This window comes from Bartonella vaga (assembly GCF_037070895.1).
Classification (GTDB): domain Bacteria; phylum Pseudomonadota; class Alphaproteobacteria; order Rhizobiales; family Rhizobiaceae; genus Bartonella.
The window spans coordinates 63,039-75,619 of the sequence record NZ_JAYMZK010000006.1 but is presented as its reverse complement, the minus strand read 5'-3'; the positions used below and the strand labels follow the sequence as shown (position 1 = coordinate 75,619).

Genomic DNA, 12,581 nt, shown 5'->3' with positions numbered 1-12,581 from the left:
CAAAAAAGCGCCTTATGCTGTCGTGCTTTTCCCTGTCATCAAAATACCCTTTGATTTTTTTACTTTGAATACTTTGAAGGAGCAGGATAAGTCACAATACGGTAACGTGTCTCATTTCGTTCAAAATTTCTGAAATTGACATTTTCACTGAACAAAGGATTGTAAGCAGTTACATGCTTTACGGATATACCATTTGCCTTCGGGGATGGATTAAAGATTGTTCGCTCATCCCTTTTCTTTACACCTGTGGAATCAATAACTAGATCTGTTCTGTATAGCTTTTGCACATTTTTCCGTTTTTTTTGAGGAACCGTAAGGGGTTTAAAACTGGAAACAGCCCGTTTTACTTTTTTCTTTTGTACTCTTATCGCAGAATTTGGTTTCACGCGCATATGTGTCAAAGAAATTTTAGGAACATTGTTGACATTTAGATAACGTGCCGATACCCAACCATCCCTTCCATTATAGTGTAGTAGACACCAATTTTGATTGGATAGACAGCCATTAATTTGCACTTTCGCTCCAGCTGGAATCGCTGTGATAACATTGTAAGCTGTCGCTGGCCCCGTACGTAAAATTGCCTGGCCTGATGCCACACGTGCAACTGTTCTAGCTGTTGCTTGAGAAGCGCTTACCCCCAGTCCAGATACTCCCAAAGCTAACAAAACCATAGTAGTTGATAAAAAACTTTTTTTTAACATCTTTTTTCCTCTCCAAATTATAAAGGACAAAATATTTGTCTTTGCAAAAATTTGCCGCGTTTTAATAAAATGATGATCAATTCTTTTCCTTATTAAAGATCCACCATATTTCGAGAAAACTCTCTTCTTATTGCGTCCCCTAAGGCCCTACACACAGGTCTATTTTTGTGGTTGTGTAATATTCTCCTTATGGATTTACTTCCAAAACTTCATCTGATTACTGGACTATCCAGCCAATCACCACTTAAAGAAGTTTTTAAATGGCTATTGGTTCCTCAAACGAATGATTTCAATCCAAGAATTTATTGCTTGAGCTTTGGAGAAGTGACTCTAGCTAAATATTTTGTTTTCTAAAAAGTGCTAACAATATAGGAAAAATAATATTATGTTTTTGAGTAAAAATGATTGAATATTCTATAAAGCTTTGATACCTTCGGCCCTTCATGTATTAGCATAGAGTATATCGAACCATTCCTTCAAAAATCTCTTTGAAAAGAAAAAGAAAGATAAACGTATATGATATTAAAGAAATTATCAAAAAGTGCTGCTATCGGATTGTTCGTTTCTCTCTTTACACTTTTCTTATTTACTGTCTTTTCCATGGCAGCAGAAAAATCAAAAATCAAGCTTGGTGTTATGGAAGGACATGAAGCAACTATTTGGAAGGTTGCAGCTGAACAAGCTAAAAAATCTGGTCTAGATATTGAACTCGTTTATTTTTCTGATTACACTCTTCCTAACGACGCTGTTAATGCAGGAGAGATTGATGCGAATGCTTTTCAGCACACACCTTATCTTAAGAATCAGATTGAACAGTATCATTACAAACTTTCAATTGTAGGGTATACTTTCGTGACCCCAATTGGAGTCTATTCCCACAAAATAAAAGATATAAAAGAACTGCGCGACGGAGCACATGTTGGTATTCCTAACGATCCATCAAATGGTGGAAGGGCCTTACTCCTTCTTAATTCTCTAGGTCTCATTAAATTAAAAGATCCTCATGACACTCTCGCGTCTCAACTTGATATTATTGCAAATCCTAAAAACTTGAAAATTCGTGAATTAGATTCTGGTATATTAGGACGAGCAATCGATGATTTTGATATTGCGATCATAAACACAAACTGGGCTTTGATGTCCGAATTAAATTTACAAAAAGATGTGATCGCGTGGGAAAAAGTAGAAAATAACCCTTATAATAATATCATTGTTGTACGTACCAACGATAAAGATAAACAATGGGTCAAAAAATTAGTTGCTGCCTATAATAGTGAACCTGTCCGTGCAAAAATTAAAAAAGTTTTTGGTACAACTGCTCAAACATCTTGGTAATTGTGAATGGAAAAACCCGTTCTTATCTCCTTAAAAAACGTTAGCCGTTATTTGAACAAAACCTCTAGAATTCCAACAGTTGATAATTTATCTCTAAATATTCATGCAGGTGAAATTCTTGGTATTATTGGCCGCAGTGGAGCAGGAAAATCAACACTTATTCGCTGTTTAAATGGATTAGAAAAAATTGACGCAGGATCCATTCTTTTTGAAGGAGTTGATATTTCACATTTGTCAGAGGTAGAATGGGCGCCTTATCGTCAACGAATTGGAATGATTTTTCAACATTTCAATCTTTTATCATCGCAAAATATTCTTAATAATATTGCCTTACCACTTAAATTAATAGGTATAAATAAAAAACAGCGCTATAAACGTGCCTTTGAACTCATTGAACTTGTAGGGTTATGTGGTAAAGAATACTGTTATCCGGCAGAACTATCAGGAGGACAAAAGCAACGCGTTGGCATTGCACGCTCTTTGGCTGCTAACCCTAAAATATTGTTATCAGATGAAGCCACCTCTGCACTTGATCCTGAAACAACACAATCAATTTTGAAACTTCTCGCCGATATTAACAACCGCCTTAATCTTACTATTGTGCTCATTACCCATGAAATGGATGTCGTGCGCACCATTGCTCACCGTGTTGTTGTACTCAACCAAGGGCGCATTGTGGAAGAAGGATGTGTGAAAGATATTTTTTCCTCACCACAGGAAGAAACAACCATTGCCATGCTCAAACGTGTTACCCCACAACTTCCTGAAAAATTTGCTAAAAATCTTAAATCAATAGGTCAAGAAGCTATTATTGAAGTGAATCTTGCGGGTGAAATTATCCAACAACCCTTTCTTAATCTTCTTGAAAATGACATTGGTCTAAGGGCACGTATTCTGCATGGTGGTATTGATACAATCCAAGGCGAAACCATCGGACGTTTGTTCTTAGGTCTTCCTAGCAAAAACACAGAAGCTTTAGAAAAAGCTGTTCAGTGGTTAACCGAAAAAGGAGAATATTGCGAGGTTTTAGGTTATGTTTAATATTCTCTATCATGAACTCCCCAATGCTGTTTTTGATACAATATTGATGACAATAAGTGCTTCTTTTATGGCACTTATTATAGGGCTTCCACTTGGTATTTTACTTGACATAACTATGCGTAAGTGGATTTTTGCCTCATCTTTTATCAATCGCCCTTTAAGTATCATCATTGATAGTATCCGTGCCATTCCCTTTATTATTCTTGCATTTTACCTTCTTCCTGTTACTCGCATGATTGTAGGAAAAGGTGTGGGAATGTCTTCGGTGATTTTTGTACTTACCATTTCAGCTATTCCTTTTTATGCACGAATGGTGGAACTTTCTTTGAAAACAGTTGAAAACGGATTAATTGAAGCTGTCCGCTCTATGGGAGCGAGTCGTTTTCAAATTATCAGACATGTTCTTATTCCTGAAGCGCTCCCTAACCTGATCACGGGTTTTACAGTCATGATTATTTCTCTTATTGGAGCTACTTCTCTCGCAGGATATCTTGGTGGAGGAGGTTTAGGTGATATGGCAATCCGCTATGGCTACCAACGTTATAATACCCCCATCATGACAACTGTTATCATAATTTTGATCATTCTAAATGTTATTATCCAATGGTCTTCTGATAAAATTGTGAAAAAGCTTGATAAAACAAAACATTAAAGCAGTTTAAAAGTTCACAAATTTTTCTCTAACTACAGCAACAACAAGCCACTGAGCAGTGAGAGCTGGCTTTTTGAACTGTTCAATTTCTACTGTGACCCCATAATGAAAAACAACCCGACCAGAAGGACGAATTTCAGCATCATCTAAAACAAAACGGGCACGCACCTGTGTACCTGTTTTTACAGGACTCATAAAACGTACTTTATCAAAACCATAATTAATGCCCATCATTGCACCTTCCAATTCTGGAAGTGCTTCATAAGCTAACGTAGATAAAAGTGATAATGTCAAAAAACCATGAGCGATAGTGCCACCAAAAGGTGTGTTTTTAGCTTTTTCCTCATCTACATGGATCCATTGATGATCATCTGTTGCGCACGCAAATTGATTGATCATATCCTGCGTAACAAGACGCCATTGAGATAGCCCTACCTCTTTTCCAATAAAATTGACTACATCTTGTACTGCTATTTTTTGCTGCATAACATTATTCCTGTTTATGTGATAAAATTCCCCAGTCCTCTTGCTTTTATAAAACCCATTGGTTAGAGCATCAAGGATAAAAGACTCATAGTGTTAGAAGTAAACATGCCTTATGGATTGAGAAAACACCGTATTTAATAAGATAATTTTTAAATGGAAGAAAACAATGGTAAGCAATGTGAGCTTAACAGGTTTGGCACGTGATTTGAAGCAACGTGCAGAAAATCATCCCCCCATCCGCATTGGATTAATTGGTTGCGGTGAAATGGGAACAGATTTACTTTCAAGCATTGCGCATATGGATGGCATAGAAATCGCAGCCGTTGCCACCCGAACACCATCACGTGTCTTTGATGCTGCCATATTAGCCTATGGCGAAGATGACCATGCGTGTGAAATTGAAAATACCTATGCCTTAACCCAAGCCATTGAAAAAGGTTTAATTGCAACCACAAACGATATTGACCTTGTCTTACGCCATGAACAAATTGACATCATCGTTGATGCAACAGGCTATCCTGAAGCTGGGGCAGAAATTGGTTTCAAAACATTTGAAAACAACAAACATCTTGTCACAATGAATGTAGAAACAGATGTTACAATTGGCGCTTATCTCAAATATGAAGCGGAAAAAAAAGGTCTCATTTACACACTTGGCGCTGGTGATGAACCATCTTCCTGTATGGAACTCATCGAATTTGTCTCAGCCCTTGGGCACAAAATTGTTGCGGCTGGTAAGGGAAAAAACAATCCACTTATCTTTGATGCCACACCTGATCTTTACGAAGAAGAAGCGTTAAAACGTAATATGAATGTTCGCATGTTAGTTGAATTTATTGATGGTTCCAAAACGATGGTTGAAATGGCAGCTCTTGCCAACGCAACTGGACTTCTGCCAGATTGCCCCGGAATGCATGGACCACAAGCTTCTCTCCAAGACTTAAACACAGTACTCATTCCAAAACGAGATGGAGGTATTTTAAATAGATATGGTGTTGTAGATTATTCGATAGGTCAAGGAGTTGCTCCAGGTGTTTTTGTGATCGCCGAAATAGCACATCCAAGGTTACGCGAACGGATAGAAGATTTAAAAATTGGTCAAGGACCTTATTTTACCTTTTATCGTCCCTATCATTTAACCGCAATGGAAGTTCCGCTAACTTGCGCCCGCATTATGCTTTATGGCAAAAAAGACATGGTACCGCTTAGCCACCCAGTAGCAGAAGTCTGTGCTGTTGCTAAAAAAGATTTATATCCTGGTGATAAATTAGATTTTATCGGCCTCTACAGTTATCGTGCTTGGATAATGAGCATTGCAGAAGCACGCGCTCACCACGCCATTCCATGTGGTCTTTTGGAAAAAGCAACAGTTACAGCTGAAATTAAAAAAAATGAACTTATCACAGTACATAATACAGCCATTCGAGAAAACCAGTGGATTGCACAACTTCGAGCTAAACAAGATCTTTTGTTGAATTCCCCTCCCCCCGCTAACGCCTAAAAACTCTATTGCTTTTTTTTGCAAAGAATTCACAGGCTATGTAAAAAAAGAATAAGATTCGATTGTTTTCAAAAAAGTATAAATTAAGGGATTTTAAAATCTTACCGATGTATATCAAAAGAATATCCCACTTTGTCCTCAATATATAACTGAGCAGTCCATATCACCTAATACAACATAAATTGCTCAATATATTGTTTTTTCATAAACAACGAAATAATTAACAAAACTGACTGATACAGTAGATAATTCCTTTAGCTAATTAAATAAATAATGAAATAAGAGCTACAATAACATTAGCTAAATCTCCCGTAAACAATGCCGTTAGTAATGATACGATACTTATGCCACCCCAAAATCCCGCATATTCTTTAAAGAAAGATACTTTCTTAACTGCTCCTAAAGCCAATCCGTCTTGTTTCCCAATATTTTGGAGAACCACTATATCTCTTTCCCTCGCAACTGCATTTTTTTCTGGTGGAATAATAACCATCTCTTCTTGAAATTGAGCTCTCATAACATTCGCATTACTATCAACAGTATTTGCAAAACAAAAAATAAACGCCGTAATAATACATGAGCATATATAATTTTGAGATAATTTAAACATAACTTCCCTCGCTCCTCTTTTTTACTGAAAAAGCTAAAGAATGTTCATAATATACAGGATATAAAGTACACATTTAGCTATTTATTTCAATTAAAACAATACAAATATAAAACATTATATTTATTATGTTACGATATATATAGCACATTATGTATAATAAATAAAGACACAAAAAAGCCATGATTTGTTTTTCAAAAATTTTAGACAAATTTTTTCATGATGCTTCACTTTTACCAAGGTAAAATTTCCGTTGCATATATTTTATATAAATTTGCGTTTTTTTGACATGTAGACTAGAATTCAAGAAGAGTAACTTCACCATCTTTGAAGATCTCGTATCTGTTGATTTCTCTTTTTGGCAATAAATGATAAATGTATGAAACCCGACACACCTTTCCTTGCCCTTTTGCCCTTAGGTGCGCACGAATATCACGGAAATCACCTTCCATTTGAAACCGACTGGATTATTGCTGAAGCTTTTGCAAAGGCGCTCACTTTACAAAAAAAAGAGCAATTTCCTATCGCGCTCTTACCAGTTGAAAAGATTGGCTATTCTGTTGAACATATGGATGTTACTGGCACACAAACGCTCACCTTTTTTAACGCCATAGAACGATGGATCAGTATTGGTGAAAATTGCTATCGAAAAGGTATCAAGCGCTTTCTTCTTCTCAATGCCCACGGAGGTAACTCACCTTTAATCAGTATTGTGATAACCGAATTACGAAGACGTTTTTCAATGCTTGCTGTAGCAACAAGCTGGACTCGTTTTGGCTTACCACAAGGACTAATGCAACCGTCTCAACAGCACCTTGATATACATGGAGGATTTATCGAAACCTCCTTAATGCTTTATTTAGCGCCGGAAAAAGTGCAGATGAAGAAAGCAGAAAATTTTTATAATAAACAAGCTGACATGATTGCCAATTATCGGTACTTACGTGCTTATGGCCCTCATGCTTTTGGGTGGAAAATGCGTGATCTCAACCTTCAAGGGGCAGCAGGGAATGCAAGCAAAGCGACATCTCAAGCCGGTGAAGCCATTTTTTCTCATGTTCTTTGTGGGCTTTGTGATTTATTTGAAGATATCAGACGATTTGAAATAAACACATTACGATAAAAATCGCACCATAGAAAAGAAAGAAAATATATCTTTAAAAATCTCCGTTACAGTTTTTACAAGCTATCTAAATTACTCTTCTCAATCGCATCCTCAACAAAAATCATGGCGAATGTTATGCAATCATCGTTAATAAATTTGGCGTAACTGACGTCGATAATTACCTTATCGTTGATAACGGACGAAGAAATACAGAAAATGAATAATGGCTGTATTTTCTGTACCATACGCAGTAACCTTATTCGCATTTTAGAAAGTTTTACGCAATGCTCTCATCGTGTTGGTGCTTTCATCCGAGAAATAACAAGACTTGTTAATCCCGCTCCCATTGCACAAACTTTCTTTACCGACGATACTATCCATGAAAGAATTGCCCTTGACAGGGTTATCACAATCATTGATTGCAAAACATTTTCCATTATGGCTTTTAAAAGCTATGAAGCCGAAGAGCAAATTGCTTTCTCTGATCTTGATATTGTCCTGTTAAATAGGATTGATCTTATTAACGCTAAAGAACGCGCATACATCGAATTGCTTACCCTCGCGATTAATTATCAAGCTATTCTTTATGCAACAGAGTATACCAACATCCCGCTTAATAAAATCCTTGACCATGGCTCTTTTTACCTACCGCACACTCTAGATAAAGATCCCCACTTTCTCAATCACAAGCATTCAGATCATGTGTGTGCTCCTGCTTGCAATTGAAATCATGAACATCACTACCCACCAACCATTCATGACATTACAATCACTTCTGTAAGTTTAAAAACACAAACCCTTCAACCAGAAAATTTTTTTCCTTAGATCCAACAGATCACGCAACAACAAGGAGCTAATATTTTGCATTTAAAGGACATTATTGCGTTTCAAAGCGATAATGACCGTTAATCATTCAAGGTGTACACATGCCTCTTGAGTGCCAACGTCAACGCCTATGGCGTAATATGCAAGAAAACACCTTACATAACTGGCATCTTTAAAACAAGAAAATCATATAAAAATACATTCATCGCTTATCAAGAATTGACGAAGAGATGAATAAAAAACAGCTGTAGCATCCACTAAACAAGCGCTTTCCAAAACTAATCCTCATTCACTTATATTATATTGACATAAAAACCATCAATGGTGGATTGCCAATTTATATCATACCATCATCGTAAGAAATCACAGAAAAGTTACTTTAGCTCCAAAAAGAAAATAATACTGTCATAAAGTATTTTCAATCACAAACAAAAGAAGCATTGAGATAAAGTAAGCTAAATTTTAATAAATAAAAGGCAATGCATCCCATTGCCTTTTACGCAAAATACACATGCAGTTTTTTAAAAAAGGTAACGCAAACCAGCAGAGAAACTTGCTCCCGAAAAACCTGCTTTGGCAAGCCGGTGCTGATAGGCTATATCTCCATGAAGTGAAACTTTCGAAAATAGTCGAGCATTAAAACCAAGCCCAGCTTCTACGAAAGAGCCAAAAGCACCTAACTGGAAATCCCTCTTAAAAGACATAAACTCTCTATCTTCAAAACTATGCAAAAGATACAACTTACCATAAAGGGAAATAACACTACCCTCTTCAAAAGTAGAAAAAATCCTGGTTAAACGTCCACCAACACGGGCTGTCAACTGATTAAATTTTCCCATATCAATATCAAGTTCATCAACATCACGCGCACGATTAAACTTAAGATGCTGATATATAATCTGAACCTGAGGATCAAAAACGACACTCTTATGCCCTAAAGAAAATGCCTTACCACTTGTCATAGAAGCACTGAACTGCTTACCTTTTAATGTTACTACCTTATCCCGTGCAAAAGTGAAAACATCTCCTCTAAACAGACCATAAGATAAAACCCCATCTACATAAAAATCGGTGTTGTATTGCAAATTTCCATAGGTAGAAACAGACCATTTATCAAACGTACTCTTTTTACTTTGTTCAACATTTCGAGGATGCACAAAGAGGCTTCCGTAGGTTCCCATAATTCCAAAGAACGCACGACTGTATGAACTCTCAATTTCCTTCAGTAGCATACCAGCTTCCAATGCATTATAATCGAGTTCAGCCCCATACCCATACTCAAAAGCAGATAAATTGGAATTATAACGATGGCTTCCACCATAAGCATTCAGAAAAAAAGCTGAATTTTCATCGTTATTCAAAGAACTACGGAAAGCACCTCGCATTGTCTCCAATCTCTTACTCTGAGTACTAAGATCCATCAAGCCAGCATGGAATAAAGAGTTTGGAAGAAGGAGGTAAGTTGGCAATTGCGGAACAAGAGCTCTAATTCCTTGCTTGAGCGGAACATGAGGCTCAACAGGGGGAATGGATGGAGGATCTACCGGCTCAGATGAAGACGGCGCAGATGCGGAAGGCGTAGGTGAAGCAGGTCTTCCAGAACTCTCAGATGGAGGATCTCCTCGCTCAGATGAAGAAGGCACAGATGTGGAGGGCGTAGTTGAAGCAGGTCTAGAACCCCTAGATGGAGGATTTCCTCGCCCAGATGAAGAAGGCACAGATGTGGAAGGCGTAGTTGAAGCAGGTCTAGAATCCCCAGATGAAGGATCTCCTCGCTCAGATGAAGAAGGCACAGATGCGGAAGGCGTAGTTGAAGCAGGTCTAGAATCCCCAGATGAAGGATCTCCTCGCTCAGATGAAGAAGGCACAGATGCGGAAGGCGTAGGTAAAACAGGTCTAGAATCCCCAGATGGAGGATCTACTGACTCAGATGAAGACGGATCCGATGTGGAAGACGTAGATGAATCAGGTCTAAAAATCCTAGATGGAGAAACTCCTGACACAGGCGAAGATGGATCCGATGTAGAAGGTATAGATGGAGTTTGTATAGGATTCACAGACGAAGAATCTGTTGTCTCAGACGGATAAGTCGTAGGTGATGTAGGAGGTATAAATGGAACGGATGGAAAATCTGTAGACGAAGAATTTATTGGATCAAATGTCTCAGGCGAAGAAGGCAAAAGCGTACCTGATATAGTCTCAACAGGATTTTCTTCAGGCTTAATATAGACACCTTCAAGGCGGAAATCCCAAAATTTTCCATCACCTTCAATCAACCTATTCGTAGCACTCGCTTCTCCTAAAGTGGAACCTGGACCATAGCCACGAAGACGATATTGATATGGAAAACCATTAACTGCAATATACGAATTGCCCAGTTTAAAAGAATCTTCCTTCGCATTCCCCGAAACTTGAATAAGTGAAACACTTTGATCTTTTCCCTCAGTGACCTTTTTACCTGAAGCTCTTAAGAAATTTTCCATATGAACTAGAGTGTTTCCATGAACATCACCATAGATAAAAATGCGATCCGTCTTTTCAGAATCGAACAAACCTTCATCATCCACAAACACATTAAGCTTAACCTGAACATTACCTTCTGCTTTGTATACTTTTCTACTCGCCGCAGGCCTGTATGGTACCGCCTCACCTTCTTCATTGATATCTGCTCTTTTTCCAATACGTAGCGTTTTATAATCATTAGATGTAGATTTCTTGAAAACAATAGTACTATCGGAAAGATTTATAAATGAGAGTGATACATTTCCTGAATCTAATTCCGATAAATCTGTATATTTGCTTTTGGTGAAATACCAAGTCGAGGCACGCGTTAGCGTTAATCCAGCGGTAGATAAATTATCAACGCTTGCATCTCCTATAAGCGAAGAAGCGTTAGCTTTAACATATATAAAAGAATCATTTTCAGCTTTTAATAAAAAGTCACCAGAGATCTTTGTTCCTTCCGATAATTCAAAAATAGCTTTAGCACCATAGCCACTATCCCCTGTAGTATAAATAACGGTACCACCCGGAACTGTAAGAGTTGTATTTTTCAAAGAAATAAACGCCTTCCCTAGGATAGTTCCCCCTGCTCCTGAAAATTCCTTATCATCTAGACCCAACATTCTGGAAGAATCGTCTGGATTTAATGCATCAAAATACAAACCATACAATCCCTCCCCCCCTATAGAAATATTTGACCTTTCAACATTAATACGTGTATCCTTTAAAGCATCTGATGAACCATACTCTTGAAGTAACTTACCCCTACTATTTACAAAAGCTGAAAAATTTGTAATTATAAAGCCATGCATATCGGTAAGCTTAACAGTATTATCTCTTAAATGCACATTACCACTTTGCCAGACCTCAAAAGCTTCTGGTAATACACCTTCATCTTCATTCTCAGCTCCCAACTTCACCTTTTTTCCTTTTCCCGTAATGGTCATATTATCGAGATTATACTTTCCTCCAAGCCGCGTTGAAAATGAGCCAATTTCATTAAAAGTAACGTTAACACCTGCCATCCTAACAAAGGCACCAAAATCATTAACGATACCAATTCCTTTTATCTCCAAGTTATCTGGTTCAATATCAATATTTACACGAACTAAAGCAACATCGGTTTTTTTCCCCGATGCATAAATAGCGTGCGAACCTCCCTTAATTGATCCTCCTGTCATAGTAATAACGGCATCCTGAGCACGAAGGCCAGGTACATCCTGAAAGTTTGAATTAGTAAGAACAAGCTTTCCACCCTCTAACACGTACGCACCATATGCAGTTATTTTATCTGAATCATTACCTAAAACCTTTATCTCAGAGGCATCAATAACAGTACCTTTCTTTCTGACATCTATAGCAGCATCCAAATAAGGATCCTCAGAACTTGTTAAATTATAGGTTTTCTTTTGGAGTATGTGTTTTTGACCATCGCTACATTTATAAAACTTAGCCTCCGAATTACACGAAGTCCCCGAAGCATTGACATTGGAAATTTGCCAACAAGAGGCAATAGCTGTTGCAAGAGTGCATAAAAATGTATGTTTACGAAATACATTGATCATAACTCTTTTACTCCTATTTATTAATGAAGAATACTTAGTAGTTTGTTTCAAAAGTTTCTAAAAATACAAGAGATACAAAATTAAAGAGATGATTTAATACTTAACATAACTAATATATTTATTTTACAAATTAATACATAATTTATATATACTTAAAAACAACAATAAAATTCACAAAAAAAGCTTATTTATAAAAAACTACTCTTGTAAAATTACGCTAAGCAACCACATCTCTAAGAAACGCAAACTAAAGATAATAGA

At 37.2% G+C, this 12,581-nt stretch carries 11 protein-coding genes; 7 read left to right on the top strand and 4 right to left on the bottom strand.

Going from position 1 to position 12,581, the window contains the following annotated elements; translation table 11 throughout:
- Nucleotides 1-59: 59 nt before the first annotated feature.
- Nucleotides 60-701 carry an SH3 domain-containing protein gene (locus tag WCP76_RS04960; RefSeq protein ID WP_336294578.1) on the bottom strand — a complete coding sequence of 214 codons (642 nt, stop codon included), beginning with the start codon at nt 699-701 and terminating at the stop codon, nt 60-62.
- A gap of 516 nt (nt 702-1,217) precedes the next feature.
- On the opposite strand from WCP76_RS04960, the gene WCP76_RS04955 reads away from it, so the two are divergent.
- The 3 genes from WCP76_RS04955 to WCP76_RS04945 are packed head-to-tail and all read left to right on the top strand — an operon-like array spanning nt 1,218 to nt 3,729.
- The gene (locus tag WCP76_RS04955; protein ID WP_336294577.1) at nt 1,218-2,036 is read left to right on the top strand and encodes a MetQ/NlpA family ABC transporter substrate-binding protein; all 819 of its coding nucleotides are present in this window, start codon (nt 1,218-1,220) and stop codon (nt 2,034-2,036) included.
- A 6-nt stretch (nt 2,037-2,042) separates the two neighbouring features.
- A complete protein-coding gene (locus tag WCP76_RS04950) occupies nt 2,043-3,077 on the top strand; it encodes a methionine ABC transporter ATP-binding protein (protein ID WP_336294576.1) in 1,035 nt (344 codons plus the stop codon).
- Nucleotides 3,070-3,729: a methionine ABC transporter permease gene (locus tag WCP76_RS04945; protein ID WP_336294575.1), complete on the top strand. Its 660-nt coding sequence runs from the start codon at nt 3,070-3,072 to the stop codon at nt 3,727-3,729. The genes WCP76_RS04950 and WCP76_RS04945 overlap by 8 nt, the downstream gene beginning before the upstream one ends.
- A 6-nt stretch (nt 3,730-3,735) precedes the next feature.
- Here the strand turns inward: WCP76_RS04945 and WCP76_RS04940 are convergent, their stop codons facing one another.
- A complete protein-coding gene (locus WCP76_RS04940; RefSeq protein ID WP_336294574.1) occupies nt 3,736-4,215 on the bottom strand; it encodes a MaoC family dehydratase in 480 nt (159 codons plus the stop codon).
- Nucleotides 4,216-4,381: 166 nt separating this feature from the next.
- Here WCP76_RS04940 and WCP76_RS04935 point away from each other — a divergent pair, with 166 nt between their 5' ends.
- Nucleotides 4,382-5,716: an NAD(P)H-dependent oxidoreductase gene (locus tag WCP76_RS04935; protein WP_336294573.1), complete on the top strand. Its 1,335-nt coding sequence runs from the start codon at nt 4,382-4,384 to the stop codon at nt 5,714-5,716.
- A 262-nt stretch (nt 5,717-5,978) separates the two neighbouring features.
- Here the strand turns inward: WCP76_RS04935 and WCP76_RS04930 are convergent, their stop codons facing one another.
- A complete protein-coding gene (locus tag WCP76_RS04930) occupies nt 5,979-6,326 on the bottom strand; it encodes a hypothetical protein (RefSeq protein WP_336294572.1) in 348 nt (115 codons plus the stop codon).
- A gap of 376 nt (nt 6,327-6,702) precedes the next feature.
- On the opposite strand from WCP76_RS04930, the gene WCP76_RS04925 reads away from it, so the two are divergent.
- From WCP76_RS04925 to WCP76_RS04915, 3 genes are all read left to right on the top strand, one after another.
- Nucleotides 6,703-7,446 (top strand): creatininase family protein, encoded by a 744-nt coding sequence (locus WCP76_RS04925; protein ID WP_336294571.1) that lies wholly within the window; start codon nt 6,703-6,705, stop codon nt 7,444-7,446.
- Nucleotides 7,447-7,517: 71 nt separating this feature from the next.
- A complete protein-coding gene (locus tag WCP76_RS04920; protein ID WP_336294596.1) occupies nt 7,518-7,652 on the top strand; it encodes a GTP-binding protein in 135 nt (44 codons plus the stop codon).
- The gene (locus tag WCP76_RS04915) at nt 7,645-8,154 is read left to right on the top strand and encodes a GTP-binding protein (RefSeq protein ID WP_336294570.1); all 510 of its coding nucleotides are present in this window, start codon (nt 7,645-7,647) and stop codon (nt 8,152-8,154) included. The genes WCP76_RS04920 and WCP76_RS04915 overlap by 8 nt, the downstream gene beginning before the upstream one ends.
- A gap of 620 nt (nt 8,155-8,774) precedes the next feature.
- Here WCP76_RS04915 and WCP76_RS04910 read toward each other — a convergent pair.
- On the bottom strand, nt 8,775-12,320 hold the full coding sequence (locus WCP76_RS04910; protein WP_336294569.1) for an autotransporter outer membrane beta-barrel domain-containing protein: 3,546 nt from the start codon (nt 12,318-12,320) through the stop codon (nt 8,775-8,777).
- Nucleotides 12,321-12,581: the final 261 nt, after the last annotated feature.

Excerpts from the sequence above, each read along its gene's own strand:
- WCP76_RS04955 (WP_336294577.1), top strand. The coding sequence starts at position 1,218 with ATGATATTAAAGAAATTATCAAAAAGTGCTGCTATCGGATTGTTCGTT.
- WCP76_RS04930 (WP_336294572.1), bottom strand. The coding sequence starts at position 6,326 with ATGTTTAAATTATCTCAAAATTATATATGCTCATGTATTATTACGGCG.
- WCP76_RS04915 (WP_336294570.1), top strand. The coding sequence starts at position 7,645 with ATGAATAATGGCTGTATTTTCTGTACCATACGCAGTAACCTTATTCGC.
- WCP76_RS04935 (WP_336294573.1), top strand. The coding sequence starts at position 4,382 with ATGGTAAGCAATGTGAGCTTAACAGGTTTGGCACGTGATTTGAAGCAA.
- WCP76_RS04925 (WP_336294571.1), top strand. The coding sequence starts at position 6,703 with ATGAAACCCGACACACCTTTCCTTGCCCTTTTGCCCTTAGGTGCGCAC.
- WCP76_RS04940 (WP_336294574.1), bottom strand. The coding sequence starts at position 4,215 with ATGCAGCAAAAAATAGCAGTACAAGATGTAGTCAATTTTATTGGAAAA.
- WCP76_RS04960 (WP_336294578.1), bottom strand. The coding sequence starts at position 701 with ATGTTAAAAAAAAGTTTTTTATCAACTACTATGGTTTTGTTAGCTTTG.
- WCP76_RS04945 (WP_336294575.1), top strand. The coding sequence starts at position 3,070 with ATGTTTAATATTCTCTATCATGAACTCCCCAATGCTGTTTTTGATACA.
- WCP76_RS04950 (WP_336294576.1), top strand. The coding sequence starts at position 2,043 with ATGGAAAAACCCGTTCTTATCTCCTTAAAAAACGTTAGCCGTTATTTG.
- WCP76_RS04910 (WP_336294569.1), bottom strand. The coding sequence starts at position 12,320 with ATGATCAATGTATTTCGTAAACATACATTTTTATGCACTCTTGCAACA.